The following is a 26089-nucleotide window of genomic DNA, read 5'->3' as shown; positions in this document are numbered from 1 at the left end:
CGATGAAGTTCAGGCTGCCTTTTCCCGCTGGGCGACGAGCACGGCCGCGCGGCTGCGGGCTTCCTCGTCGGCGGCAAAGACGGCATCCATGCTTTCGGCGCTGCCGGTCGCGATCATCTCGTCCATGACGGCTTCGGCGATATCGGCCATTTCGAGGAAGCCGATGCGCCCATCCACGAAGGCGTGGAAGGCGATTTCCTCGGCCGCATTCATGATTGCGCCCTGCAAGCCGCCACGTTCGAGAGCGGTACGGGCAAGACGCAGCGCCGGGAAGCGAACCTCGTCCGGCGCCTCAAAATCGAGGCGAGCAAGCTTGGCGAAATCCAGGCGGTCGACGCTGAGCCTGGTGCGGGCGGGGTAGGTGAGCGCATAGCCGATGGCGGTGCGCATGTCCGGACAGCCGAGCTGCGCCAGCACCGAGCCGTCGGTATAGCCGACCATGGAATGAATGACGGATTGCGGGTGAACGACGACTTCGATCTGATCCGGCCGCACATTGAAGAGATGCTTGGCTTCGATCATCTCCAGCGCCTTGTTGAACATCGAGGCGCTGCCGATGGAGATCTTGAAGCCCATCGACCAGTTGGGATGGGCGCGGGCGGTCGCCGGCGTCACATTGGCCATCTGCTCGCGCGTCCAGGTGCGGAAGGGGCCGCCCGATGCGGTGATGATGATGCGTTCGACCGCATGCTGCTGATCGTCTTCTAGTGCCTGGAAAATGGCGCTGTGTTCGCTGTCGACCGGGATCAGCCGGCCGCCGCCTTCTGAAACGGCGCGCACGAAAAGATCGCCGGCGGAGACGAGACATTCCTTGTTGGCAAGCGCGATGTCGGCGCCGCGGCGCGCGGCTGCCAGCGTCGGCGCAAGGCCGGCGGTGCCGACGATCGCCGCCATCGCCCAGTCCGAGGGCATGGAGGCGGCTTCGATCAAGGCATTCTTGCCCGCACCGACAACAATGCCCGATCCTGCGAGCGCATCCTTCAAATCCTGATAGCGCTCTTCCTTGGCGGTGACGGCGAAAGCCGCGCCGCAGGCTTTGGCTTGCGCGGCCAGCAGCTCGATATTGTCATGCCCGGTGATGGCGGCGATATCGAAGGCCTCACGTCCGCCCAGCTGGGCGATGACGTCGAGCGTATTCTGGCCGATGGAGCCGGTCGAACCCAATATCGTCAGGCGACGACGCGCCGTGCTGCCGGTGTTCATTCAGGTATCCGCATTTGCTGCTGTTCTCCCATGGCTCTACAGGGGATTGCCGGGAGCGGCAAGTCCGCCGCTATGCAACCTCAGCTCAACCGAAAATGCGCGCGAGAGGCGAAATTACTGATTTGGCGATATTTTTTCGCCTTTTTTGAACCAAATGCGATGTGCCGCGTTTTCCGACCACTCGAATGCGGAGGGTCACGGATGGTTTTTAAGGCGGCAACCTTTCACGGCATGGAACTTTATCTGGAAAACGAGCAGGCGCGGCGCTCGGCGCTGGAATCTGCCGTTGCCAATGCGCTAGCCGTTGCCGGCGGAATCGATGCTTCCGATGTCACTGTGACTGCTGCGGGCCAGGAAATCCGCCTGGATGGCTCGGTCGCGACATATCAGGAGGTGAAGCGGGCAACCGCGGTTGCGGAATCCATTCCCGGCGTGCGGCTTGTGAGGAACAGGATCGCGGTGGGGTGAGCGCAAGCTTCAGTCCTCGTTTATCCTGCGTCCAGTACGGACTTAACCTGGTTCCATCTTCGGGGGAGACGCATGAAAAAGCTCATGATGGCCGCGGCCTTCGCCAGCATCCTATCGTCCGCCACAAGCGCATCCGTGCAAGATCATCCCACAACATTTCGCGAAATTGCCTCGGACCCGACCGCGAGCGCCGCCTTCAAGGCGATGGCGGAAGGGCATCGGCTGCCGGACTGGATCAACGGAAAGACGGTCGAATCCCCCGGCAACGAGGTCATGTTCGAGGGAGACAAGGTTTATGTCATGAGCGCCTGCAAGCAGCATGATTGCGGCGACGAGCAGATCGCCGTTCTATACGATCCCGGCAAGAAGATCATGTACGGCGTACTTCGGGTCGCCGACCAGAAAACCGTATCCGAAAAGCTGACCTGGATGAACATCGGTCCCGGCAATGAAGCGATCGATGGTCGGACTATCCTCTACGCAGCGCTGACCGGCAGTTTGGGGAACCATCCGGATGCGTTCGATTACCAATAGTTGGAAGATCGTAGAATAACTTTGTTATGTCCGGGGAATCAGATGGATCCGTGCCTTCGCGGCAGAGCACGCCGCCAGCTTTCTCGATAACCCGCTTCGATGCAAGATTATCCTCGTTGCAGATGATGCTTATCTTGACGAAGCCGGCGCGATCCGCGATCGGCAACAGAAGTCGCAGTGCTTGCGTTGCATATCCGCGACCTTGTTTCCAAGGAACGATGGAGTAGCCCACGTGACCCGGCACATGTAAGGGCAATTGCATCGTTCCGGGCAAATAACGAAATGTGATGCAGCCGCAAAAGGCTCCGTCCCAGATCCAGAACGGTTGGATCGTCAGGCGTTGAGGATCCCGGTTCGCTACGGACGTGGCGACGACTTCGCCAGCTGCAAGCCGGGTCAGGAAAGCTTGCCGGTCTTGTCTAAGCGCTCTCAGTTCGGTTTCAACGAACGGCTTGTCTTGCTGACGCCGGGGATCGGGTGACCATCCGCGCATGAGCGCGTGCTCAAAACCCTGTAAATTGAGCAGGCTTGGCTCAACAAGGGACAAATCGTTTGCACTCGTTGAAGCCTGATATTCTTCCAATTTCGCATCCTCTAATCGCAATTATCGGCGATGTGGAGATGATATTCGAAGCTGAACATTACTGTCTTGGTGAAGCGAAATGCAAAATCGTCTCTGCAATCTCGATCATGCGGTCATATGAAGCTGGAAAATGGTGATCTCGACGCGATTCGAACGCGTGACCCTCAGATTAGGAATCTGATGCTCTATCCTGCTGAGCTACGAGACCACTCGGCATGATCCATACAAAAGCAAAGGCCCGAAGCCAAGCCCTTTTGCGTCGTGGAGACAATCTGTCTTGAGCGTTGGCCCCCGCGCGGCCCTGGAGGCTGCGCGGGGTGATTATGCAGCCTCAGGCGTTGAGACGCTGTTCGGCGAGCCGCACCCAGTAGGAAATGCCGTGGGCGATGGCTTCGTCGTTGAAGTCGTAGGCCGGGTTGTGCAGGCCGGCGCTATCGCCGTTGCCGACGAAGATGAAGGCGCCGGGGCGGGAAAGCAGCATGTAGGAGAAATCCTCGCCGCCCATCATCGGGTCGATATTCGGGATGACGTTGCCGGCGCCGGCGATTTCTTCGGCCACCGCGATCGCATGATCGGTCTCGTCGGCATGGTTGAAGGTGACGGGGTAATTGCGCTGGAACTCGATCTCGGCTTCGGCGCCGTGGCTGGCGGCGATGCCGGAGACGATCTGCCTGAAGCGCTGCTCGGCAAGGTCGCGCATCTCGGGGTCGAGCGTGCGCACGGTGCCGGCGAGGCTCGCGTCGTTGGGGATGACGTTATGCGCATTGCCGGCGTTGAATTTGGTGACGGAAACCACCACCGATTTCAGCGGGTCGGCGCTGCGCGAGGCGATGAGCTGCAGGTTGGAGACGATCTGTGCGCCGATGGCGATCGGGTCGATCGTCCTGTGCGGCATGGCGGCGTGGCCGCCGACGCCCTTGATCGACACGGTGAATTCATCGGTCGCGGCCATGATCGCGCCCTTGCGGATGGCGAAATGGCCGACGGGCAGGCCCGGCATATTGTGCATGCCGTAGACTTCGGCGATCTGGAAGCGCTCCATCATGCCGTCCTTGACCATGGCGTCGCCGCCGGCGCCGCCTTCTTCGGCCGGCTGGAAGATGACGGCGATGTTGCCGTTGAAATTGCGGTTTTCGGCGAGGTATTTCGCGGCACCCAAGAGCATGGCGGTGTGGCCGTCATGGCCGCAGGCATGCATCTTGCCGGGGGTTTCGGAAGCATAAGGCTTGCCGGTGATTTCGGTGAGCGGCAGGGCATCCATGTCGGCGCGCAGGCCGATCGTGCGCCCTTCGCCCTTGCCGCGGATCAGGCCGACGACGCCGGTGCGGCCGATGCCGGTCACCACCTCGTCGACGCCGAAGGCGCGCAGCTTTTCGGCCACGAAAGCCGCCGTATTCTCCACCGCATAAAGAAGCTCCGGATGCGCATGGATATGGCGGCGCCACTCGGTCACTTCGCCCTGGAGTTCTGCGGCTCTGTTCAAGATCGGCATGCTGATTTTCCTACTGATCAATATCGATTCTGGTTCAACTCACGAATCCGTCGCGCAAGCCCGGCCGTTTTGTCGTGGCCCTTGCGGCGTGCCGCCGGGAAATAAAGTCGTCAATCGCCTTTGCCTTCTCCTAGCCATATAGGTTAAATAGACGAAGCTTTCGAGAAAATTCCGGACTTCTGAAGGATAGATCGTGCCGACGAAGCAGAATCGTTTGTATGCCGCCCTGCGGCTCGTTCCTATGGCCGCAGCAGCATCCATGCTTTTTCTGTCGACCGCCGAGACGGCCGGAGCCAATCCGCATATTCTCGTCGATGTCAGCACGGGCCGCGTCCTCGACCAGCAGGAGGCGTTTCGCCGCTGGTATCCGGCTTCGCTGACCAAGCTGATGACGAGCTACGTCACCTTCCGCGCCCTCCAGTCCGGCCAGATCAAGCTCGATACGCCCGTCGTCATGTCGAAGCTTGCCGCCGCGCAGCCGCCGGCCAAGATGTACTTCAAGCCCGGGCAGAAGATGACGCTCGACAATGCCTTGAAGATGATGCTGGTCAAATCGGCAAACGATCTTGCCATGGCTGTCGGCGAAACGGTCGGCGGCTCGCAGCAGGGCTTCGTGGCGCGGATGAATGCGGAAGCCGCCCGCCTCGGCATGCGCGACTCGCATTTCATCAATCCGAACGGCCTGCCCGGCAAGGGGCAATATACGACGGCGCGTGACCTTGCCATCCTGAGCGTCGCGCTGCGCCGCGAGTTTCCGCAATATGCGGGCTATTTCTCGCTTGAGGGCTTCACCAACGGCGTCAAGCAGGTGCCGAACATCAACATGCTCATCGGCCGCTTCGACGGCGCCGACGGCATGAAGACCGGCTTCATCTGCGCGGCCGGCTTCAACCAGATTGCCTCGGCCACCCGTAACGGCCGCACGTTGATCTCGGTCGTGCTCGGCACGGACAGCCTGGCGGCGCGCGCCGACGATTCCGCCAATTTCCTGGAAAAGGGGTTCCAGAACCAGCTTTCGACCCGGGACACGCTGGCGACGCTTCGGCCCGACACGCCGCTTTCGGACGATGTCGCCGACGTCACCGCCGACATCTGCAGCACCAAGGGTGCGCAGGCGCGCAGCGAAACCCGCGATCCCTTTGGCCGCACCAAGGTACAGTCGCCCTATATCCATGAAATGGATCATGAGCCCAATTTCGTCTATGCCGGCCTGATCGGCGGCCAGGATATCGCGACGGCCGCGAAGGGCGACAAGGACGATGTGACGGCCAGAGGCGACAAGGCGACGAAGGACAACAAGATCGCGATTTCCGGCGGCGGGGCCAATGTGCCGATCCCCATGCCGCGTCCCACTTTCTAGAGCGATTCAGCTTTTCACGGAGACTCTGAACCGCTCTGTCTCTTTGTTTTCACGCAATTCCGGACGGAAAGCCGCTCCGTACTTTTCCTGGAATTGCTCTAGTATCGGATATTGCTCATGAGCGTTTCGCAGCAAAGAGTGCCGGTTGCCATCCTGACCGGCTTTCTCGGTGCGGGTAAATCGACCCTGCTCAACCGCATCCTCAAGGACGAGGCCATGCGCGACGCGGCCGTCATCATCAACGAGTTCGGCGATGTCGGCATCGACCATCTGCTGGTGGAAAGCTCCGGCGATGCCATCATCGAGCTGTCCGATGGCTGCCTGTGCTGCACGGTGCGCGGCGAGCTGGTGGATACGCTGGCAAACCTCATGGATGCGATGCAGACCGGCCGCATCCGGCCGCTGAAGCGCGTCGTCATCGAAACGACCGGGCTCGCCGATCCGGCTCCCGTCATGCAATCGATCATGGGCAATCCGATCATCGCGACCAATTTCGATCTCGATGGCGTCATCACCGTCGTCGACGCCGTCAATGGCCTGCAGACGCTCGACAATCACGAAGAGGCGCGCAAGCAGGTGGCGGTTGCCGACCGGCTGATTGTGTCCAAGACAGGGATTGCCGGCGCCGTGCCGGAAGCGCAGCTGGAGAGCCGTCTTCGGGCGCTCAATCCGCGCGCGCAGATCCTGAACGCCGACAGCGAAGAGGCGGGCCGCGCCGCCATCCTCATCAACGGCCTCTATGATCCGGCGTCCAAGATCGCCGATGTCGGCCGCTGGCTGCAGGACGAGCTGGAGGCGGACGACGATCATCACGATCACCATGATGACCACGACCATCATCACCACGATCATGGTGACCATGGTCATAATCATCACCATCATGGGCACCACCACGGCCATCGGCATCAGCACGCTCACGATGTCACTCGCCATGACGGTTCGATCCGGTCCTTCTCGATCGTCGAGACCCAGCCCATCGATCCGATGGCGCTGGAGATGTTCATCGATCTCCTACGTTCGGCGCACGGCGAAAAGCTCCTGCGCATGAAGGCGATCGTTGCCGTGTCCGACCGGCCGGAGCGTCCTGTCGTGCTGCATGGCGTGCAGAACATCTTCCATGCACCCGAACGATTGCCGGCCTGGCCCGATCCGGAAGACCGGCGCACGCGCATGGTCATCATCACCAAGGACCTGCCTGAGGATTTCGTGAAGGGTCTGTTCGACGCTTTCCTCAGCAAGCCGCGCGTCGATACGCCCGACAGGGCGGCGCTGCAGGACAACCCGCTCGCCGTACCGGGGATGAAGTTTTAGTTTTACGCTAATGGGTTCTGGGCAACCCGCTTCGTCCTTTGAGGGCCTTGCGGGCCGCCTCGGGGTGAGGTGCGAGCGGAGCGCCCCTCGGAACCGCGAGGATGGCCAAAGCTTAGCCAATCAGCCCTTGCGGATCACAAAGCGATGGCCGCCGTCGGTTTTCTCGCTCACGAGAAGCGCATAGCCTTTTTCATTGCAGAGATGGGGAATGTCGATGACGGCGAGCGGGTCCGTCGTTTCAACGATCAAGGTCGCGCCGCTTGCCATGCCGCGCAGGCGCTTTTCCGTCTTGATCGCCGGATAGGGGCATTTCAGGCCACGCAGATCGTAGGTCTCGGTATCCGGACTATTCACTCTTCGCCCAGAATTTCCAGAAAGGCGGCTTTTTGGCCTCGGTTTGCGCAGTCTCGACGGCGGGCGCTGGCGAATAGGCGAGTGCATCAAGGCCGGGGTTCATCGGGTTTGCCGTTGGGATCGGCACATTCGCTGGAACGTTGGCTGCAACGACCGGACCGGCCGCGGGCTGCTGCGTGGTTGCGACGGGACCGGCCGGCGCAGGTGTCGCTGTCGCCACGCGGATGCTTGCGGTTGCCGGATTGGCCGTCGGGCTGAGGACGGTGCCGCCGCGCGCGACCTGCTGCCCCGACTGGTTGGACATCATCGATTCGAGATCGGCGACCTTCATCATCTTGCCGGCGGCAAGGGCGGTGCCTGTGGGGGCATAGGCGATATCGTGGCCCTTGCGCTGCTTGGCGACGACGGCCTTGCGCTCGGCTTCGCTCGGATCGTACCAGGCCATGCCATCGAACTTCTTCGACGCGGTGGCATAGTCCGCCTGATACTGCTTGTCGTAGGTCGAAAGCGCTGTCTGCAAGGCGGGCGGCGTCGTCATGACAGGGCACTTTCCGCCGGCGTTGAACGGGCCGCTGGCCTGCTGGTTGAAGACGTATTTCTTCTCGCAGACCTCAACCTCGGGCGGGCGCTTGGTGACTTCGAAATTGTCGTAGCCGACCTTCAGCATCTTCCAGAATTCGATATTGGGGCTCAGCCGGTGCTTCCACATATTCTCTGCCGTCATGCGGAAGGGGAAGGCTTCGAGCTGAACTGCCTTCTGGCCACCCTTGAAGGCGTCGCGCGCGAAGGCATAGATCTCGAGTACCTGCTGGTCGGTCATCGAATAGCAGCCCGACGACGAGCAGGCGCCATGGATCATCAGATCGGCGCCGGTGCGGCCGTTGGCGGCATCGTAGCGGTTCGGGAAGCCGGTGTTGATGGCGAGATAATATTTCGAATTCGGATTCAGGTTGGCCGGCGTCAGCATGTAGAAGCCTTCCGGCGCCTGCCGGTCACCTTCCTTCACCTTCGGGCCAAGACGGCCGGACCAGGCGCAGATCTTGTAATCCGCGATGACCTCGAAGCGATTGTTCTGGTTTGCCTTCAGGATTTCCATCGCACCTTCTTCCTTGAAGATGCGGATCATGATCGGCGAATTGCGGTCCATGCCCTTCTTGGCCATGTCAGCAAGGATATGGCTCGGAAGCGGTTGTTCGACCTTGTTCTTCACCTTCGACAAGTCGATCGACGCGGTGTCCAGCGCGTCGTTGCAGCCGGCGAGGGCCAGCGCCATCAGGGAAACATAGGCAAGGTGACGGATGCGCATTCTGACTTAGCCCATAAATGCGAAGAGTGGCAGCTCGATCTGTTTCGCCACTCCCCTCGAAGCATGAAACGGAATCATAGACGGCTTATACTTGAAAATTCCTTACCAGCCTATGACGTGCCCGCGGCGCGCCGGCAAGCTTTTCTTTGCCATAAAAGCTTCGATAACGGAAATGTGGCCAAGGTTTGGCCTCATTCCCGCTTTCAGCGATCACTTTTTCCGAATGCTGCTTAGAGATTGCGACCGATGTTGAGGAATTTCTGGCGGCGGTCGCTCCGCAATTGTTCGCCCGAACGGCTGGAAAGTTCCGCGAGCGCGTTCGCAATCGTCTCACCGGCCGAGCTTATCACCGCGTTCGGATCGCGATGCGCGCCGCCGACTGGCTCGGAGATGATGCCATCGATGACACCGAGGCCTTTCAGATCATCGGCCGTGATCTTCATGTTGGTCGCGGCTTCCTTGGCGCGCGTTGAATCGCGCCACAGGATCGAGGCCGCGCCTTCGGGCGAAATGACGCTATAGATCGAATGTTCGAGCATATAGACGCGGTTGCCGACGGCGATCGCGATGGCGCCGCCGGAGCCACCTTCGCCGATGACGATGGAGATGATCGGCACCTTCACGCCGAGACACATCTCGGTCGAGCGGGCGATCGCTTCGGCCTGGCCGCGCTCTTCAGCGCCGACTCCCGGATAAGCGCCGGCGGTGTCGACCAGCGTGATGACGGGCAACTGGAAGCGGTCGGCCATTTCGAGAATGCGGATCGCCTTACGGTAGCCTTCCGGCCGGGCGCTACCGAAATTGTGTTTCAGGCGGCTCTTGGTGTCGTTGCCTTTTTCCTGGCCGATGAGAGCGACCGGCTGACCGCGAAAGCGGGCAAAGCCTGCCTGGATGGCGGCGTCTTCTGAGAATTGGCGATCGCCGGCCAGCGGCGTGAATTCCGTAAACAGTGTATTGGCATAGTCGACGAAATGCGGGCGCTGCGGATGACGGGCGACCTGGGTCTTCTGCCACGCGTTAAGCTTGGAATAGATATCGGCCGTCGCCTCGCGGACACGGATTTCAAGCCGCCCGACTTCTTCGGACGTGTCGATGCTTTCGTCTTCGCTCGCCAGTTTCTTGAGCTCGTGAATCTTGCCTTCGAGATCCGAGATGGGTTTTTCGAAGTCCAGATAATTGTGCATGAGGTGCGTTTCCGATCCTTTTGCCCGTTACGAGAGACGGCGGCTTCAGCCTGTATGCCGGTCCTAATCCTGTTTTTTTGCCTGTTTGGCAAGGGGGTGATGCGTTTGGACCAGCTGATGAAGGCGTTCTTCCAGCACATGTGTGTAGATTTGCGTCGTCGAAATGTCCGAATGGCCGAGAAGTTCCTGCACGACGCGCAGGTCCGCGCCATTGGCGAGAAGATGGCTCGCGAAGGCATGGCGCATCACATGCGGCGAAATCATCGAAGGTGTCAGGCCGGCCCGGATGGCGAGGTCCTTGAGATCGCGTGCAAAAACCTGACGCGGCAGGTAGCCTTGCTTGGAGGCGGCGGGGAAAAGCCATGGGCTTTCGGGGGCAGGGTTCTTGGCGTTCGCGGCAATCTCGGCCTGCAGCCGTCCATAGGTCTTCAGCGCCGAAATGGCCGACTGCGACAGCGGCACCAGCCGCTCCTTGTTGCCCTTGCCGCGGATCATCAGGAAGCGGCCTTCCTGATCCAGCACCTTCGCAGGCAGAGAGATGAGCTCGCTTACGCGCATGCCGGTGGCATAGAGCATTTCCAGGAGCACCAGCATGCGCAGGCGCTGCAGTTGATCTGGCCCTTCGACCGCCGCTTCCTCTTCCGCCTGCGTCAGAAGCCTCGTCACCTCATTAACGCCCATCGTCTTCGGAAGGGCGCGGCCCTTCTTGGGGGCATCGAGGATTCCTGTCGGATCGTCGGTACGCAGACCTTCCGCATAAAGGAACTTGTAGAATTGCCGCATGGCGGAGAGCCGGCGTGCCTGGGAGGACGGTTTGAAGCCCTGGCTCGACAGGCTGGAAAGATAGGCGCCCAGATCGCTGGAGCTGGCTTCCGTCAGGCGCACGCCCTGTTCGGACAGGAAGGAATGGAGATCGTCGAGATCACGCTCGTAGGATTGCAGCGTGTTGACGGCGGCGCCTCTCTCGGCGCTCATCATCTCCAGAAAGGCTTCCAGATGCACTCGCCCCAGATCTCTCTTGCCCGCTCGCATGTTCTCGGCTTGCGCGCTCATGGTTTTAGCGAGCCTGTCGTCGGCGGGTTGATGCGCTCGGGGGCGATGCGGATCGTCACATCACGGGGCTGGGGATCGACGAAGAGCACCAGGGCCCACATCGCTCCATATATCGATCCGGCGATGACCGCGCAGATGACAAGGAAGCGAAACAGGGTTGGCATTCGAAAACTCTCCTTCGCCGTTCATTGGCGCGGCGATGCGCAATAATTATGTCCTTCAAGGGTTAGCTGAAGGATATTGCAGACACGTTTACGACAGCGGCGTCTTGACGCTACCGGTGCATTTGACGATACCGTTTCCAAAGAAATTGTGAATGGGCCGATGAGTGAACAAGTCCTGACCCTTGCCGAAAGTCTTAAAGACAGGGCGCGCGCTGCGCTGGGTCAACGCAATCTCGTGTTCGTGGGATTGATGGGAGCAGGAAAATCCTCGATCGGCCGGCCCGTTGCGCAGCAGCTCGGCCTTCCTTTCGTGGATACGGATGTCGAAATCGAGCGCGTGTCGCGCATGACGATCGCCGAACTGTTTGCCGCTTACGGCGAGCTGGAGTTCCGGGCGCTGGAAACGCGCGTCATCAAGCGGCTCCTCAAGGGCGGCCCGCGTGTCGTCTCGACCGGCGGCGGCGCGTTCATCAACGAAAGCACGCGGCTGCATGTCAAGCGCGGCAGCCTCTCCGTCTGGCTGAAGGCCGATCTCGACGTGCTGTGGGACCGGGTGAACAAGCGTGACACGCGCCCTCTGCTCAAGACCGAGAATCCGAAACAGACCCTCGAGAACCTGATGAATGCGCGCTATCCCATTTACGCGGAAGCCGATATCACGGTTCTCTCTCGCGATGTGAACAAGGATATCATGGTCAAGGAAGTCCTTGCCGCCATCGCCGAGGGAAAGAAAGCAGAAAGCAAAATACCATGAATGCGATCACACCGGCTTCCGCAGAGCGTCTCGTGCGCGTGCCTCTCGGCGAGCGCGCCTATGACATCCTGATCGGTTCCGGCCTGATCGCGCGTGCAGGCCAAGAGATCGCCGCGCGGCTGAAAGGCCGCAAGGCCGCTATCATCACCGATGAAAATGTGGCGCCGCTCTATCTTGATGCGTTGGTTGCCAGCCTTGAAGCGGCCGGTATCCAGGCCTCCAGCCTCGTCCTACCCGCCGGTGAAAAGACCAAGAGTTTCGAGCATCTGATCACCGTCTGCGATGCAGTGCTAACCGCGCGCGTCGAGCGCAACGATGCAGTGATCGCGCTTGGCGGCGGCGTTATCGGCGATCTCTCGGGCTTTGCTGCCGGCATCGTGCGCCGCGGCGTTCGTTTCGTCCAGGTTCCGACCTCGCTGCTGTCGCAGGTGGATTCGTCCGTCGGCGGCAAGACCGGCATCAACACCCATCACGGCAAGAACCTCGTCGGCGTCTTCCATCAGCCGGATCTCGTGCTTGCCGATACCGAAGTGCTGAATACGCTGAGCGCGCGCGAATTCCGCGCCGGTTACGCCGAAGTCGCCAAATACGGTCTGATCGACAAGCCCGATTTCTTCGCCTGGCTCGAGGCGAACTGGAGGGACGTCTTCTCGGGTGGCGCTGCCCGTATCGAGGCGATCGCGGCAAGCTGCCAGGCAAAGTCCGATGTCGTCGTTGCCGACGAGCGCGAGAACGGGCCGCGTGCCCTGCTCAATCTCGGCCACACCTTCGGCCATGCGCTGGAAGCGGCCACCGCCTATGACAGCCGCCGGCTGGTGCATGGCGAAGGCGTTGCGATCGGCATGGTGCTCGCGCATGAATTTTCTTCGCGCCTCAATCTCGCAAGCCCTGACGATGCGAAGCGTGTCGAGGCGCATCTGAAGGCCGTGGGTCTGCCGACCCGCATGGGCGAAATTCCCGGCGCGCTGCCGCCGGCCGAAACGCTGATGGATGCGATCGCGCAGGACAAGAAGGTCAAGAGCGGCAAACTCACCTTCATTCTCACGCACGGCATCGGCCAATCCTTCGTTGCCGATGATGTGCCGTCTTCCGAAGTCCTGAGTTTCCTGAAGGAAAAACATCCCTGATGACGGTCGAGGGCACGCTGGCTGTATTGTTGGAATATTGGCCCGAGATCCTCTCGATCGTCGTGCTCGTGCTATTGTCGGCATTCTTCTCCGGTTCGGAAACGGCGCTGACCGCCGTCTCGCGCACGCGCATCCACACGCTCGAAGCCAATGGCGATGAGCAGGCTGGCATCGTGCGGCGCCTGATCGAGCGGCGCGACCGGCTGATCGGCGCTCTCCTCATCGGCAACAATCTCGCAAACATCCTGGCCTCTTCGCTGGCGACCAGCGTCTTCCTCGGGCTGTTTGGCAATTCAGGCGTGGCGCTGGCGACGGCGGCGATGACCGTCATTCTCGTCATCTTCGCCGAAGTGCTGCCGAAGAGCTGGGCGATTTCGACGCCGGATCGCTTCGCGCTCAACGTCGCCGGCACGGTGCGGCTGTTCGTTGCCTTCGTCGGCCCGATCTCGAGTTTCGTCAATGCCATCGTCCGCTGGATCCTCGGTCTGTTCGGTATCAACCTCTCCAGGGAGGTGTCGATGCTGTCGGCGCATGAGGAGCTGCGCGGCGCCGTGGACCTGCTTCACCGCGAGGGTTCGGTGGTCAAGGCCGATCGCGACCGTCTGGGCGGCGTGCTCGATCTCGGCGAACTCGAGCTTTCCGATATCATGGTGCACCGCACGGCGATGCGCGCCATCAATGCCGACGATCCGCCCGAGGTGGTGGTGCGCGCGATCCTCGACAGCCCCTATACGCGCATGCCGCTCTGGCGCGGCACGATCGACAACATCATCGGCGTCGTGCATGCCAAGGACCTGCTGCGGGCGCTGGCAGAGCGCAATGTCGAGCCGGAAAACCTCGATATCGTCAAGATCGCGCAAAAGCCCTGGTTCGTGCCCGACAGCACCAACCTCGAAGACCAGCTCAACGCCTTCCTGCGCCGCAAGCAGCATTTTGCCGTCGTCGTCGACGAATATGGCGAGGTGCAGGGCATCGTCACCCTGGAAGACATTCTGGAGGAGATCGTCGGTGACATCGCCGACGAGCACGATCTCGACATCCAGGGCGTGCGGCAGGAAGCAGACGGCTCGATCGTCGTCGACGGTGTCGTGCCGATTCGCGACTTGAACCGGGCGCTCGACTGGGATCTGCCCGACGAAGAGGCAACGACGATCGCCGGCCTCGTCATCCACGAATCGATGACCATCCCGGAAGAGCGGCAGGCCTTCACCTTCTACGGCAAACGCTTCATCGTCATGAAACGGGAAAAGAACCGCATCACCAAGCTGCGCATCCGGCCCGCCGAGACGGAAGAGGCAAAGCCGGAATAAAGCCGGCTTGCAGGCAGCCTACCAGCGCACCGTCTCTCCCGGAGCAGCCGGTTCCACCGCCAGTGCATGCAGGCCGGCATCCAGTTCCGGCTTCAAAAGCTCGTTGATCGCGCGGTGGCGCGCAAGGCGCGGCATGCCGGAAAACTTGGCGGAAACGATGCGAACTCTTATATGAGTTTCGCCGGTCCCGGTCATGTCGGGCTGGTGACCCGCATGAAGGTGGCTTTCATTGATGACGGCAAGGCGCTCGGGCGCGAAAGCGTCTCGGAGCTTCCGCTCAATGCGGGATTGCAGTGTCGTTTCCATATTCCCGCGTCGACCTCGCTCACGAAAAAAAAGCTCCCACAAAGCCTATAACATTCCTGTTTGTCAATTCTTGTTGTGGGGTATCCAAGGCCCCATAATTAGGACGCCATGAGACTTGATTCAAAATATTTCGATCGCATCCGCACTCGCCGCAAGCGCGCGCAGGAGCCTGAGCAAGGCCCGCCGACATGCCAGTGGGACGGCTGCGACAAACACGGTACGCATCGCGCCCCGGTCGGGCGCAATGCGGAAGGTCAGTTCTTTTTGTTCTGCTTCGAGCACGTCAAGGAATACAACAAGGGCTACAATTATTTCTCCGGCCTCTCGGACGGGGAAATTGCGCGCTACCAGAAGGAAGCCATTACCGGCCATCGTCCGACCTGGACCGTGGGGGTCAACAGGGCTGCCAAGAACAGCCCGCTTCATTCCGATATCCGATCGGGTTCCTATTCCCGCGTCCGCGATCCGTTCGGCTTCGTCAAGGAAGGCGAAGGGCAGGGGCGCGGCCCGCGTTTTCCGCAGCAGCGCAAGCTGAAGACATTGGAAGCGAAAGCGTTCGATACCATGGGCCTTGGCGCCAATGCCTCGGCTCCGGAAATCAAGCGCCGCTACAAGGAATTGGTGAAAATGCACCATCCCGATGCCAATGGCGGTGACCGCGGATCGGAGGAACGTTTTCGCGCGGTAATTCAGGCCTATCAATTATTGAAGCAGAACGGTTTTTGTTAATTCCCGTCCTTGCTCTCCGCCTTCAATCAGGTATGGTCCAAATCGGCTGAGGCTGCGGGCAACCGCGGCAGGGTGCGCATTTGGCTGGCTGCACCTCGGTCAACTTTCCGGACGCGGCGTTTCTTGTCCGGGGACTCTGTTCAAGGATGCTCGCAAGCGATCATGCAATCGCGCCGAGATTTTGCTTTAGTCCCGGAGAAGTATCGCCGCTGTTCCGACCGAACGGATGCGGGCAACAAGCTGCGGCGTTTCGGAAAAAAATCGGCTGAGTTTGATATGGCAGGGTGAGAGCCACCCGCCCTGGAGACATGATGAGCAAGATTGACCTTGATATTTCCGAAGTTCCCGATACCACCGTTTCGGTCCGTGAAGTTTTCGGCATTGATTCCGATATCCGCGTTCCGGCCTACAGCCAGGGCAGCGCCTATGTGCCGGACCTCGATACGGACTACCTCTTCGACCGCGAGACCACGCTCGCCATTCTCGCCGGCTTTGCTCACAACCGCCGCGTGATGATCTCGGGCTATCACGGTACCGGCAAATCCTCGCATATCGAGCAGGTCGCCGCGCGCCTCAACTGGCCGTGCGTGCGTATCAACCTCGACAGCCACGTCAGCCGTATCGATCTCGTCGGCAAGGATGCGATCGTCGTCAAGGATGGCCTGCAGGTCACCGAATTCAAGGACGGCATCCTGCCCTGGGCCTACCAGCACAATGTCGCGCTCGTCTTCGACGAATACGACGCGGGCCGTCCGGACGTGATGTTCGTCATCCAGCGCGTGCTGGAATCCTCGGGCCGCCTGACGCTGCTCGACCAGAGCCGCGTCATCCGTCCTCACCCGGCCTTCCGCCTGTTTGCGACCGCCAACACCATCGGCCTTGGCGACACGACCGGCCTCTATCACGGCACGCAGCAGATCAACCAGGCGCAGATGGACCGCTGGTCGATCGTGACGACGCTGAACTACCTGCCGCACAACAACGAAGTCGATATCGTGCTGGCAAAGGTGAAATCCTTCCGTACCGACAAGGGCCGCGACACCGTCTCCAAGATGGTCCGCGTTGCCGACCTGACGCGCGCGGCCTTCATGAATGGCGACCTGTCGACCGTCATGAGCCCGCGTACCGTCATCACCTGGGCCGAGAATGCGGAAATCTTCGGCGATGTCGCCTTTGCCTTCCGCGTCACCTTCCTCAACAAGTGTGACGAGCTGGAGCGGCCGCTGGTCGCCGAGCACTATCAGCGCGCCTTCGGCGTCGAGCTGAAGGAAAGTGCAGCCAACATCGTGCTCGAAGCCTAAGGAAAAGCCGACACATCATGTCAGGTCGCGGAGATAATTCCAAAGCGAAGCCGGGTGCCCCGGTGGACATGGAGCCGTTACGCCGGGCGATCACGGGCTGCGTGCGCTCGATCGCCGGCGATGCCGAGGTTGAAGTGGCATTCGCCAATGAACGCCCGGGGATGACCGGCGAGCGCATCCGCTTGCCGGAGCTTTCGAAGCGGCCGACAGCCCATGAGCTCGCGGTGACCCGCGGGCTTGGCGATTCGATGGCCTTGCGGCTCGCCTGTCACGATGCGCGCGTCCACGCCGTCATGGCGCCTCAGGGCGCGGATGCCCGCAGCATCTTCGATGCCGTCGAGCAGGCACGCGTCGAATCGATCGGCTCGCTGCGCATGAGCGGCGTTGCCGCCAACATCAACTCGATGAATACGGAAAAATACGCCAAGGCGAATTTCTCCGGCATCGAGCGGCAGGAAGATGCGCCGATCGGCGAAGCCATGGCGATGATCGTGCGCGAGAAACTGACCGGCCAGAAGCCGCCGGAAAGCGCCGGCAAGGTGCTGGATCTCTGGCGTCCCTTCATCGAGGAAAAGACCGGCGGCCAGCTCGAAAACCTGCTTTCTGCCATCAATGACCAGCAGAGCTTTGCCCGTGTCGTTCGCAATATTCTGACGGCCATGGAAATGGCTGAGGAATATGGCGACGAGCAATCCGAGCCCGACAGCGAAGAGCAGGCGAGCGAAGAAGACAAGCCGAACGGCGAAGACCAGGATAACGACGACGTCAAGGAAGACGAAGGCTCCGATGCCGCGCCAGCCGAGGACAGCGAAGCTTCCGACGAGCAGATGGAAGACGGCGCGACCGAAGACGGCGGCGAGATCTCCGACGACGACATGAGCGAAGAGGGCGAGGAGGATTCGGAAACGCCGGGTGAAACCCGCCGTCCGAACACGCCTTTCGCCGACTTCAACGAGAAGGTCGACTATCACGTCTATACGGAGGAGTTCGACGAGACCACGACCGCGCAGGAGCTCTGTGACACGGCCGAACTCGAGCGCCTGCGCGCCTTTCTCGACAAGCAGCTTGCGCATCTGCAGGGTGCCGTGGGACGGCTTGCAAACCGTCTGCAGCGTCGCCTGATGGCGCAGCAGAACCGCTCCTGGGACTTCGATCTGGAAGAGGGTTACCTCGATCCGGCACGCCTGCCGCGCCTGATCATCGACCCGATGCAGGCACTGTCCTTCAAGATGGAGCGTGATACGCAGTTCCGCGATACCGTCGTGACGCTGCTGATCGACAATTCCGGCTCGATGCGCGGACGGCCGATCACGGTTGCCGCCTCCTGCGCGGATATTCTGGCGCGTACGCTGGAGCGTTGCGGCGTCAAGGTCGAGATCCTCGGCTTCACCACGAAGGCCTGGAAGGGCGGGCAGGCGCGCGAGAAGTGGCTTGCCAGCGGCAAGCCGCAGACACCGGGCCGTCTGAACGACCTGCGGCACATCATCTACAAGTCCGCGGACGAGCCCTACAGACGGTCTCGCAGCAATCTTGGCCTGATGATGCGCGAAGGCCTGCTCAAGGAAAACATCGACGGCGAGGCGCTGATCTGGGCGCATAATCGCCTGCTCGGTCGCCGCGAGCAGCGCCGCATCCTGATGATGATCTCGGACGGTGCGCCGGTCGATGATTCCACGCTGTCGGTCAATCCGGGCAATTATCTGGAGCGGCATCTGCGCGCTGTCATCGACCAGATCGAAACGCGTTCGCCCGTCGAACTGCTGGCCATCGGTATCGGCCATGACGTCACGCGCTACTATCGTCGTGCCGTCACCATCGTCGATGCCGACGAGCTTGCGGGCGCCATGACCGAACAGCTTGCTTCGCTCTTCGAAGACCAGACGAGCATGCCGCGCTCGCGCATGCGCCGCGCCAGCTGAGCCCGCTGCCGCTCCTTCCGGCATCGGCCTTGCGGCCGGTGCCTTTTCCAGCCGGCGGCACTCCTCCTTCAGGCCGCTGTGGATGCAGGGCATGGGCTGCTTTGATGGCAGCCGTTTTGGCAACGTTGCTTGCCGGCTGCAGCTCCGGCGATGATGGCGATGAGGGCGGTCCGGCAAATATCCGCGCCACTGTGATTTCTACATTGAGGCCGGGCTCGAATGAAACGCTGTTCGGTTCGCTGGAATTCGTCGGCGGCCTTGAGCTCAGTTCCGATAATGCGCTTCTCGGTGCCATCTCCGCCATTCGCTTCCGTTCCGACCAGCAGCATTTCATTTCGGTACTGGATACCGGTCATTGGCTGACAGGAGCGATCGAGCGCGACGATAAGGGCCGGCTGAAGGGTATCAGCGATGCCCGTATCTTGCCGATGATCAATCGTCACGGCGGCACCGACGCCGGCAGGGGTGGTATGGATGCGGAGGGGCTGGCACTCCGGGGCGATCATGTCCTTGTCAGCTACGAGCAATATCATCGCATCGACGCCTATCCCGACCCGGGTTTCGAGATTTCTCCGCCTGACGGCAGCTTGCCTCTCCCGATCCCGAGATTGCAGTTGCGCGCCAATCGTAGCCTCGAGGCGCTGATGATTGCGCCGCAGTCGAGCCCGCTTGCCGGTGGGGCTGTCATCGTTACGGAAGACAGCCGGGATGATGAGGGCAATATGCTTGCCGCCATTCTGGACGGCCCGTTGAGTGGCCGCTTCACCGTCCGGCATCATGGCGAGTTCAGTGTGAGCGATGGCGTCTTTCTGCCCGATGGCGACCTATTGCTGCTGGAGCGGCGCTTCGGGCTGATGCACGGCCTTGGCGTGCGCATCCGCCGTATTGCTGGCGCTGATATCAAGCCAGGCGCCGTTGTGGACGGCAATGTGATTTTTGAAGCCAGCACGCGAGAACAGATCGACAATATGGAAGGCATCGATGTCTTCCGCGCCAGCGATGGCTCGCTGCACCTCATTTTAGTCTCGGACGACAATCACTCGATCCTGCAGCGCAGCCTGATGCTCGAATTTCGCCTGCGCGACGACAATCTCGTCAGCCAGAACTAGACGACGGGTCGGCCGATTTATTCGCTGCGCCGGCATTGAGCAAATGTCGGTCGTGGGCTAAGCGACGCCTTTGCTCCAACAATCGGATTCCTCGACATGTCCGCTCCCGACAAACCTATCGTGCTGGTGCATGGGCTCTTTGGCAGCCTGAGCGACCCCAAGATCCTGGCTGCTTTCGGCAATGCCGATGTTCATGCGCCCGACTTGATCGGCTATGGCCGCAATCGCGAGGCGGACACCAGCAGCCTTTCTCTTCTCGATCAGGCGCGCCATATCGCGGGTTTCATATCTGGCCTCGATGCAGGCAAGGTGCACCTGGTCGGACATTCGGTTGGTGGTGCGGTTTCGATGCTGGTTGCCAGGCATTTCCCCGAACTCATCGAATCGCTGACAAGCGTCGAAGGGAATTTTACGCTGAGGGATGCATTCTGGTCGGGCCAGATTGCCGTGAAACCAGATGAGGAAGTGGCGAGTATCATCTCCGGCTATGAGGCTGACCCGGATGCCTGGATCGCGGGCGCGAGCGTGCAGATCAATGAATGGACGTCATCGCTCGCTAGAAGTTGGCTTGCCAATCAGCCGCCGTCGACGATCAAGGCGCAGGCGAAGGCGGTCGTCGCGGCAACGGGAGAGGCTGCCTATCTGGAGGCTGTGCGCGGTATTCTGCAATCCGGCATATCAGTCTATCTGATTGCCGGGCGGCGTTCTGCGGAAGGCTGGGATGTTCCCGACTGGGCGAATGCCCTCTGCACGGCGCGGATCAATATTGCCGATACCGGCCATCTAATGATGGCGGAAAGCCCGGATGCTTTTGCATCCGCCGTCCTGACCTGCCTGTCTTGTCGGTGAAAAACGTTCTCGGCGCGAATCGATAGCGATCCGCGCCGGGCATTCGATCATTCAAGCCGTGGGAGCCTGCGACATCGGCTTCAGCATGTTCATCAGCGCGCCATAGGGCAGCAGCATGACGAGCCCGACGGTCACCTTGACCGAGAAGTCGCCGATCGCCCAGGAAATCCAGCGCGGGGCCGAGGTCGAGAAGACGCCGAGGATGGGAGCCCATTCGATCGCGAAGGGATCGTTCGGTCCGAAGAAGACGAAGAAGGGCGCGAAGGCGAATGAGAAGAAGATCAGCGTATCCAGCATCGAGCCGATGAGCGAGCCGAACAGCGGTGCGCGCCACCAGGCCATGCGGCGCAGACGGTTGAAGACCGAGATATCGAGCAGCTGGCCGGCGAGATAGGCCGAACCGGAGGCAATCGCGATGCGCGGCTGTGCCGTATAGAAGGACAGCGCGACGCCGACGACGAAGCCGGCAAAGACAACCTTGCGCGCGGCCTTGGGGCCGAACTGGCGGTTGGTCAGATCGGTGATGAGAAAGGCGACCGGATAGGTGAAGGCGCCCCAGGTGAGGATATCCGCAAGATTGATGCCGGCGAGTGTAGCCTGCAGCGGATACTGCACGAGGATGTTGGAAGCGACGACGACCAGCGTCATCAGCAGAACGTAGATAAGGGTATGACGTATCGTCAGCATTTTTTTATCCTGGGAGATGCCACCAGTTGAAGGAAACCGGACATGGAAAAAGGCCTGTCCGGAGATGATCCGTGCAAGCCTCTTAGCCGGTATGAAATCGCGAAGTGCTAGTGCTGCTTAAGCAGCAACGGCAGCTTCAGCAGACTTCTTGACGATCTGGCGACGCAGCAGGCGAGCGCGCATGCTGAGTTCGTTTTCGCTTGCCTTGATAAGGAAAGCGTCCAGACCACCGCGATGCTCAACCGAGCGGAGCGCTGCAGCGGAAACGCGCAGGCGGTAACGCTGGCCGAGAACGTCGGAAATCAGAGTGACCTGGCAGAGGTTCGGCAGGAACCGACGCTTGGTCTTGTTGTTGGCGTGGCTGACATTGTTGCCCACGAGGACGGCCTTGCCGGTCAATTCGCACATGCGGGACATGGTACACCTACTTTTGTTTTTCTCGGCCACTGGATAAGCATTCCGAGCAAAACCCGGCGCGCAATCCAACAGGCCATAATTGGAAAGTTGCGGTTCTATAGTCAGAGCGGCCGGCCGCGTCAAGCCAAACCTTGTGTTTTCCCGCAATTCCGTCAAAAAGCTGCTGTTGTCTGACGCTCGCAGCAGGCAAGCAAAGTGACTATATAACTTGCCTGATCCTCGTTGAAGGCCTTGATCATGGTTCAAATTCGGAAGTGGCTTCTCATTTCAGCTATCGTTGCGTCGGTGCCGTCGCTGGCATTGGCCGACGTGCTGCGGCATGAAACGCGGTATCGCGTTTCGCTGGCCGGCCTGCCGATTGCCCGGGCGGATTTCAAGACCGAAGTCACCGGCAAGCAGTTCACCATTCGCGGCGATATCACCTCTGCGGGCCTTGCCGATCTCGTGACCTCCATCGATGCGCGCACCGATGTGACCGGCGTCGTCAACGACAGCAAGCTGCAGGCGACGCACTACACGCTCTTTTACAAGAGCGGCAAGAGAGAGCGCACCTATGATGTCGCCTATGCCAATGGCAATGTGACGTCGAATACGATCACGCCTGAGCCGAAGCGCCCGGATACCTGGGTTCCTCTTACCGGGGAGGATCTAAAGGCGGTGCTCGATCCGATATCCGGCATGATCTTCCCGATCACGCCGAGCCTGAACCTTTGCAACCAGACGCTGGCTGTCTTCGACGGCGAGATGCGCATGGATCTGAAACTGTCGCCGAAGGGATCGCATCCGTTTTCGACCGATGGCTTCAAGGGCAAGACCATTGCCTGCGCTGTGCGCTTCACGCCGAAGAGCGGATACAAGAGTACGCGCAAGGACTATCTCTATCTCGCCAAAAGCGACAATATGGAGATCTGGTTTGCCAAGGCCGATGCCATGAATGTCTATGCTCCGGTCTACGTCCGCATACCGACGCAATACGGGACTGTCACGATTACGGCTGTAAAATACGGCAGCTAGATCTGATCGCTGCTCACGGAATTGCTTGACGGTTCCCGCTGTTGTTCTTACGCAATTCCAGATGGAAAATTGCTGCGCGTTTTTCCTGAAATTGTCTAGGCGGACCGAAGACGTCTGCAGCAACGAGCTGGGGGCAGCGATGAAGTTTCGGGCGACGCTGACGGGCTTTTCGGCCATTTTGATGTGGTCGTTTCTGGCGCTTCTGACGGTCGCATCCGGCAAAATGCCGCCCTTTCAGCTACTCGCCATCTGCTTTGCCATCGGCAGTATTCCCGGAATCGTCGTCCTTCTGCTGAGGCCCGAGCGCCTGCAGCTTCTGCGTCAGCCGGCCAAGGTCTGGATCACGGGCATTGCCGGGCTGTTCGGCTATCATTTCCTCTATTTCACGGCATTGCGTCATGCGCCGGCGGTGGAGGCTGGGCTGATCGCCTATCTCTGGCCGCTGCTGATCGTCGTCGGCTCGGCATTGCTGCCTGGCGAGCGGCTGCGCTGGTATCACATTGTTGGCGCGCTGATGGGGCTTGCTGGTACGATCCTGATCGTCGGCCGCAACGGTTTTCATTTCGAAGGCGCCTATGCCGTCGGCTATGGGGCGGCCTTCCTCTGCGCCTTCACCTGGTCCGGCTATTCGCTGATCACGCGCCGTTTCGAGGCCGTTTCCACCGATGTCGTCACCATCTTCTGCCTCGTCACGTCGATCCTCTCCCTCTTTTGTCATGTTGGGCTGGAGCAAACCATCTGGCCGGAGAATGCGGCGCAGTGGATCGCCGTCCTGGGCCTTGGCCTCTTTCCGGTCGGAGCCGCCTTCTATGCCTGGGATTACGGCGTCAAGAACGGCGATATCCAGATTCTCGGCGCGGCGAGCTATGCCGCGCCGTTGCTGTCGACGTTGATCCTGACGCTGTTCGGCTTTGCCGAGCCGAGCTGGGGCATTGCGCTTGCCTGCCTGCTCGTGACAGGCGGCGCGGTGCTTGCCGCCCATCGCATGATCCTGCGCCGGGACGATGCCGTGCGGACGCAGGCGGAAGCGGCGGAGTAGCTCCGCCGCGGTCACGGCTGCTTATTTCTTGAAGACTTCTTGCAAGAAGGCCACGAGTGAGGGTCGCCAGACATCCATCTCATGCTGGAGGTCCGGATATTCGTGATATTCGTGCTTGATCTTTTTCTCGTCGAGCGTCGCCTTCAAGCCGGCGACATCCTTGCCGACGACCTGGTCCTTGCTGCCGACCGTCACCGTGAAGTTGTGCAAGGCCTTGTTGATCTTCTCCGGCTCGTTCAGCACGGCATCGACCGTCTTGTTCGGAACGGTCGTGGTGCTGACGCCGCTGAAGGTCGCGACCCAGCCGAAGGTGTCGAGATGAGAAAGACCCGACACGAGGGCCTGATAGCCGCCCTGAGACAGGCCGGCAACGGCGCGGCCAGCGGTCTCGTTTTGGACCCGATAATGCTTCTTCATGTACGGGATGAGATCTTCGGTCAGTTCGCGATCGGCTGCCTCGGCATTCGCGGGATAGAAATTCGCGCGGCGATCGGCTGCCGGGAAATTCTCGGCGATCGCGTTTGGCACGTCGGTTTCCGTATCCGGGATGACGACGATCATCGGCTCGATCTTCTTCTCGGCCAGGAGATTGTCGAGGATCTGCGGCGCGCGGCCCTGGAGGACCCAGGACCCCACGGTATCGCCGAAGCCGTGATAGAGGTAGAGCACGGGCAGCGGCTTGGAGGAATCGGTGTAGCCGGGCGGCGTATAGACATACATCTGCCGCTCCGAATCGAGCTCCTTGGAGTGCAGGGTCACCAGCCGCAGGTCGCCATGCGGCACATTGCGGATATCGAGAATGCCGCCAGGCACCAGGATGAGGCTGGTGTTGACCTGCCGTTGCGGCTTGGGCGCATTGGTGCCGGTGTCGATGCTGCGGAAGCCGTCGACGTTGAAGTAATATTCGTAGAGATTCGGCTTCAAAACCTCCGTCTTGACACTCCATGTGCCATCGTCGCCGCGTTGCATGGCGATGGGATCGCGCGAGCCCAAGGCAACGGAAACCGCTTTTGCCGTCGGAGCATAGAGACGGAAAGTAATCGACCCGTCCTTCTCGACCGAGGTCACGAAGTTTTTCAGCGGCTTTTCGGCCGGCGGCGAAGCCGGTGCATCAAGGGCAAAGACAGGCGCGCTCATGACACAACCTGCTGCGACGAGCAAAGGAAACAACAAACGCACGAAAAAACCTCCTCCAGATGAATCAATTTTCACTCTCCCCGTGTAAAGCTGACACAGCGCGCCGCTTTTTCAAGACTGTCGCTGCGCGCTGTCTGGCCGCATCCCGCGTGATGTCAATGAAAGGTAAAAGAGGTTCAGTCTGAGATCGGCTTCCAGTCTGGCGGTGCCATCTCGAAGCTCGAAAATTCGAAGCCGGGTGCGACCGTGCAGCCGACGAGCGTGAATTCGCCGAGGCTTTCGGCCGATTGCCACCAATTGGCGGGAATGATCGCCTGAGGGCGCTCGCCCTTTGCCAGATCCATTCCGAGCACGAGCCTTTCACTGGTTTTGCCGTCGGCGGAGCGATGCAAAGCGAGAGGCGCGCCGGCATAGTAGTGCCAGACCTCGGCGGCATCGTGCACCCGGTGCCAATGCGAGCGTTCGCCGGCTTCGAGCAGATAGTAGATCGCGGTGGAATGGCCGCGATCGCCGCCGTTGTCGTCGCGGAAAGTCTGCACGTACCACCCGCCTTCCGGATGCCGCTGCATGGAAAGCGTTTCGATGATCTCCTTTGCCTGCATCAGAAATTGTCCTTGCGCTTGCGGATCTCGGCGAAGACCTCGTCGTTGCTGCGGCTTTCCATCAGCAGGTTACGGCGAATCGCGGGATCGGCTGCGCGCAGGAACGGGTTCGTTTCCTTCTCCAGCGCCAGCGTCGTCGGGATGGTGAACTTGCCTTCCGCTCTCAATGCCTCGATATCGGCGGCGCGCGCTTTCAGCCGCTCATTGTCGGGATCGATGGTCAGCGCGAAACGGGCGTTGGAGAGCGTATATTCATGGCCGAAATAGACGGCCGTCTCGTCCGGCAGCACGGCAAGCTTCTGCAGCGAAGCCCACATGTCGGCCGGCGTGCGTTCGAACAGGCGGCCGCAGCCGAGCGCAAACAGGGTATCGGCGGCAAAGAGCAGCTTGTCGTCGGCAAAGTGATAGCAGACGTGGCCGGCGGTGTGGCCGGGCGTTTCGATGACATTGACCGTATGGCCGGCAAACTCGAATGTATCGCCGTCACCGACGGCGCGATCGAGGCCGGGAATGGCGACGGCCTCGTTGATCGGGCCGATGATCTCACAGCCGAATTGTTCTTTCAGCGCCAGATTGCCCTCGACGTGATCGGTATGATGATGGGTCGTCAGGATGTGGCTGATCGTCCAGCCGCGCCGATCGGCAGCCTTCAGGACCGCCTCCGCCTCCGGAGCGTCGATCGATGCCGTCAATCCGCTTTCGGGATCATGGACCAAGACGCCGAAATTGTCGGAACGGCAGATAAAAATCTCTAATTCCAATGGTTTCATGATCGAA

28 protein-coding genes and 1 tRNA gene are annotated in these 26089 nt (G+C 60.6%); 14 read left to right on the top strand and 15 right to left on the bottom strand.

From position 1 onward, the window contains the following. Positions 1-9: 9 nt before the first annotated feature. A complete protein-coding gene (dxr, locus tag ABOK31_RS14295; RefSeq protein ID WP_349956444.1) occupies positions 10-1203 on the bottom strand; it encodes a 1-deoxy-D-xylulose-5-phosphate reductoisomerase in 1194 nt (397 codons plus the stop codon). A 201-nt stretch (positions 1204-1404) separates the two neighbouring features. Between dxr and ABOK31_RS14290 the strand changes: the two genes are divergently transcribed. After that, positions 1405-1671 carry a BON domain-containing protein gene (locus tag ABOK31_RS14290; RefSeq protein ID WP_075853728.1) on the top strand — a complete coding sequence of 89 codons (267 nt, stop codon included), beginning with the start codon at positions 1405-1407 and terminating at the stop codon, positions 1669-1671. A gap of 72 nt (positions 1672-1743) precedes the next feature. Beyond that, complete coding sequence (locus tag ABOK31_RS14285) at positions 1744-2205, top strand: Ivy family c-type lysozyme inhibitor (RefSeq protein WP_349956443.1); 462 nt, start codon at positions 1744-1746, stop codon at positions 2203-2205. On the opposite strand, the gene ABOK31_RS14280 is transcribed toward ABOK31_RS14285, so the two are convergent. The 3 genes from ABOK31_RS14280 to ABOK31_RS14270 all read right to left on the bottom strand — a co-directional run bounded on the left by ABOK31_RS14280 (position 2141) and on the right by ABOK31_RS14270 (position 4280). Continuing rightward, positions 2141-2788, bottom strand: coding sequence for a GNAT family N-acetyltransferase (locus ABOK31_RS14280; protein WP_349956442.1), 648 nt, complete (start codon positions 2786-2788; stop codon positions 2141-2143). The two genes, ABOK31_RS14285 and ABOK31_RS14280, sit on opposite strands and share 65 nt — an antisense overlap. A 131-nt stretch (positions 2789-2919) precedes the next feature. Further along, positions 2920-2996, bottom strand: a tRNA-Arg gene (locus ABOK31_RS14275). A 123-nt stretch (positions 2997-3119) separates the two neighbouring features. Beyond that, positions 3120-4280 carry a M20 aminoacylase family protein gene (locus ABOK31_RS14270; RefSeq protein ID WP_349956441.1) on the bottom strand — a complete coding sequence of 387 codons (1161 nt, stop codon included), beginning with the start codon at positions 4278-4280 and terminating at the stop codon, positions 3120-3122. A gap of 241 nt (positions 4281-4521) precedes the next feature. Here ABOK31_RS14270 and ABOK31_RS14265 point away from each other — a divergent pair, with 241 nt between their 5' ends. Both ABOK31_RS14265 and ABOK31_RS14260 read left to right on the top strand, forming a co-directional pair. Then, positions 4522-5640 (top strand): D-alanyl-D-alanine carboxypeptidase family protein, encoded by a 1119-nt coding sequence (locus ABOK31_RS14265; protein ID WP_349958957.1) that lies wholly within the window; start codon positions 4522-4524, stop codon positions 5638-5640. Between the two features lie 117 nt (positions 5641-5757). Beyond that, entirely contained in the window at positions 5758-6951 is a 1194-nt protein-coding gene (locus ABOK31_RS14260) for a GTP-binding protein (protein WP_349956440.1), read from the top strand. Between the two features lie 120 nt (positions 6952-7071). On the opposite strand, the gene ABOK31_RS14255 is transcribed toward ABOK31_RS14260, so the two are convergent. From ABOK31_RS14255 to ABOK31_RS14235, 5 genes are all read right to left on the bottom strand, one after another. Further along, entirely contained in the window at positions 7072-7305 is a 234-nt protein-coding gene (locus ABOK31_RS14255; protein WP_349956439.1) for a sulfurtransferase TusA family protein, read from the bottom strand. Further along, positions 7298-8611 carry a L,D-transpeptidase family protein gene (locus ABOK31_RS14250; protein ID WP_349956438.1) on the bottom strand — a complete coding sequence of 438 codons (1314 nt, stop codon included), beginning with the start codon at positions 8609-8611 and terminating at the stop codon, positions 7298-7300. Before ABOK31_RS14250 ends, ABOK31_RS14255 begins: the two co-directional genes overlap by 8 nt. Before the next feature lie 230 nt (positions 8612-8841). Further along, on the bottom strand, positions 8842-9795 hold the full coding sequence (locus ABOK31_RS14245; protein WP_174177915.1) for an acetyl-CoA carboxylase carboxyltransferase subunit alpha: 954 nt from the start codon (positions 9793-9795) through the stop codon (positions 8842-8844). Between the two features lie 63 nt (positions 9796-9858). Further along, positions 9859-10848, bottom strand: coding sequence for a site-specific tyrosine recombinase XerD (gene xerD, locus ABOK31_RS14240; protein WP_349956437.1), 990 nt, complete (start codon positions 10846-10848; stop codon positions 9859-9861). Continuing rightward, a complete protein-coding gene (locus ABOK31_RS14235) occupies positions 10845-11012 on the bottom strand; it encodes a hypothetical protein (RefSeq protein WP_174177912.1) in 168 nt (55 codons plus the stop codon). Before ABOK31_RS14235 ends, xerD begins: the two co-directional genes overlap by 4 nt. A gap of 160 nt (positions 11013-11172) precedes the next feature. Here ABOK31_RS14235 and ABOK31_RS14230 point away from each other — a divergent pair, with 160 nt between their 5' ends. Genes ABOK31_RS14230 through ABOK31_RS14220 form a run of 3 tightly spaced genes read left to right on the top strand, consistent with a single transcriptional unit; the run spans position 11173 to position 14203 of the window. Continuing rightward, positions 11173-11766 (top strand): shikimate kinase, encoded by a 594-nt coding sequence (locus tag ABOK31_RS14230; RefSeq protein ID WP_174177910.1) that lies wholly within the window; start codon positions 11173-11175, stop codon positions 11764-11766. Next, positions 11763-12893, top strand: a complete 1131-nt coding sequence (gene aroB, locus ABOK31_RS14225) for a 3-dehydroquinate synthase (RefSeq protein ID WP_349956436.1) — start codon at positions 11763-11765, stop codon at positions 12891-12893. The genes ABOK31_RS14230 and aroB overlap by 4 nt, the downstream gene beginning before the upstream one ends. Next, positions 12893-14203: an HlyC/CorC family transporter gene (locus tag ABOK31_RS14220; RefSeq protein WP_113348336.1), complete on the top strand. Its 1311-nt coding sequence runs from the start codon at positions 12893-12895 to the stop codon at positions 14201-14203. Before aroB ends, ABOK31_RS14220 begins: the two co-directional genes overlap by 1 nt. Before the next feature lie 18 nt (positions 14204-14221). Here the strand turns inward: ABOK31_RS14220 and ABOK31_RS14215 are convergent, their stop codons facing one another. Beyond that, positions 14222-14509 carry a BolA family protein gene (locus ABOK31_RS14215; protein ID WP_174177906.1) on the bottom strand — a complete coding sequence of 96 codons (288 nt, stop codon included), beginning with the start codon at positions 14507-14509 and terminating at the stop codon, positions 14222-14224. A gap of 108 nt (positions 14510-14617) precedes the next feature. Here ABOK31_RS14215 and ABOK31_RS14210 point away from each other — a divergent pair, with 108 nt between their 5' ends. The 5 genes from ABOK31_RS14210 to ABOK31_RS14190 all read left to right on the top strand — a co-directional run bounded on the left by ABOK31_RS14210 (position 14618) and on the right by ABOK31_RS14190 (position 20416). Next, positions 14618-15238 carry a DnaJ domain-containing protein gene (locus ABOK31_RS14210; protein WP_349956435.1) on the top strand — a complete coding sequence of 207 codons (621 nt, stop codon included), beginning with the start codon at positions 14618-14620 and terminating at the stop codon, positions 15236-15238. Positions 15239-15549: 311 nt separating this feature from the next. After that, positions 15550-16539 (top strand): cobaltochelatase subunit CobS, encoded by a 990-nt coding sequence (gene cobS, locus ABOK31_RS14205; protein ID WP_113231585.1) that lies wholly within the window; start codon positions 15550-15552, stop codon positions 16537-16539. A gap of 17 nt (positions 16540-16556) precedes the next feature. Next, positions 16557-18458 (top strand): cobaltochelatase subunit CobT, encoded by a 1902-nt coding sequence (gene cobT / locus ABOK31_RS14200; RefSeq protein ID WP_174177904.1) that lies wholly within the window; start codon positions 16557-16559, stop codon positions 18456-18458. 104 nt (positions 18459-18562) lie between these two features. Further along, positions 18563-19567: an esterase-like activity of phytase family protein gene (locus ABOK31_RS14195; RefSeq protein ID WP_349956434.1), complete on the top strand. Its 1005-nt coding sequence runs from the start codon at positions 18563-18565 to the stop codon at positions 19565-19567. Between the two features lie 96 nt (positions 19568-19663). Beyond that, positions 19664-20416 (top strand): alpha/beta hydrolase, encoded by a 753-nt coding sequence (locus ABOK31_RS14190; RefSeq protein ID WP_349956433.1) that lies wholly within the window; start codon positions 19664-19666, stop codon positions 20414-20416. 51 nt (positions 20417-20467) lie between these two features. On the opposite strand, the gene ABOK31_RS14185 is transcribed toward ABOK31_RS14190, so the two are convergent. Both ABOK31_RS14185 and rpmB read right to left on the bottom strand, forming a co-directional pair. Next, positions 20468-21103, bottom strand: a complete 636-nt coding sequence (locus ABOK31_RS14185; protein WP_174177898.1) for a queuosine precursor transporter — start codon at positions 21101-21103, stop codon at positions 20468-20470. 117 nt (positions 21104-21220) lie between these two features. Further along, the gene (gene rpmB / locus ABOK31_RS14180; protein ID WP_004107717.1) at positions 21221-21520 is read right to left on the bottom strand and encodes a 50S ribosomal protein L28; all 300 of its coding nucleotides are present in this window, start codon (positions 21518-21520) and stop codon (positions 21221-21223) included. Positions 21521-21757: 237 nt separating this feature from the next. On the opposite strand from rpmB, the gene ABOK31_RS14175 reads away from it, so the two are divergent. Both ABOK31_RS14175 and ABOK31_RS14170 read left to right on the top strand, forming a co-directional pair. Then, positions 21758-22534: a DUF3108 domain-containing protein gene (locus ABOK31_RS14175; RefSeq protein WP_174177896.1), complete on the top strand. Its 777-nt coding sequence runs from the start codon at positions 21758-21760 to the stop codon at positions 22532-22534. Positions 22535-22673: 139 nt separating this feature from the next. Further along, positions 22674-23573, top strand: coding sequence for an EamA family transporter (locus ABOK31_RS14170; RefSeq protein ID WP_349956432.1), 900 nt, complete (start codon positions 22674-22676; stop codon positions 23571-23573). Positions 23574-23594: 21 nt separating this feature from the next. On the opposite strand, the gene ABOK31_RS14165 is transcribed toward ABOK31_RS14170, so the two are convergent. The 3 genes from ABOK31_RS14165 to gloB form a co-directional block, all read right to left on the bottom strand. After that, positions 23595-24710 (bottom strand): alpha/beta hydrolase-fold protein, encoded by a 1116-nt coding sequence (locus ABOK31_RS14165; RefSeq protein WP_349956431.1) that lies wholly within the window; start codon positions 24708-24710, stop codon positions 23595-23597. Between the two features lie 176 nt (positions 24711-24886). Continuing rightward, positions 24887-25312 (bottom strand): cupin domain-containing protein, encoded by a 426-nt coding sequence (locus ABOK31_RS14160; RefSeq protein ID WP_174177890.1) that lies wholly within the window; start codon positions 25310-25312, stop codon positions 24887-24889. Beyond that, a complete protein-coding gene (gloB, locus tag ABOK31_RS14155; protein ID WP_349956430.1) occupies positions 25312-26082 on the bottom strand; it encodes a hydroxyacylglutathione hydrolase in 771 nt (256 codons plus the stop codon). Before gloB ends, ABOK31_RS14160 begins: the two co-directional genes overlap by 1 nt. Positions 26083-26089: the final 7 nt, after the last annotated feature.

Source organism: Rhizobium sp. ZPR4 (genome assembly GCF_040215725.1).
Lineage (GTDB): Bacteria > Pseudomonadota > Alphaproteobacteria > Rhizobiales > Rhizobiaceae > Rhizobium > Rhizobium rhizogenes_D.
This window is presented reverse-complemented; position numbering and strand designations above follow the sequence as displayed.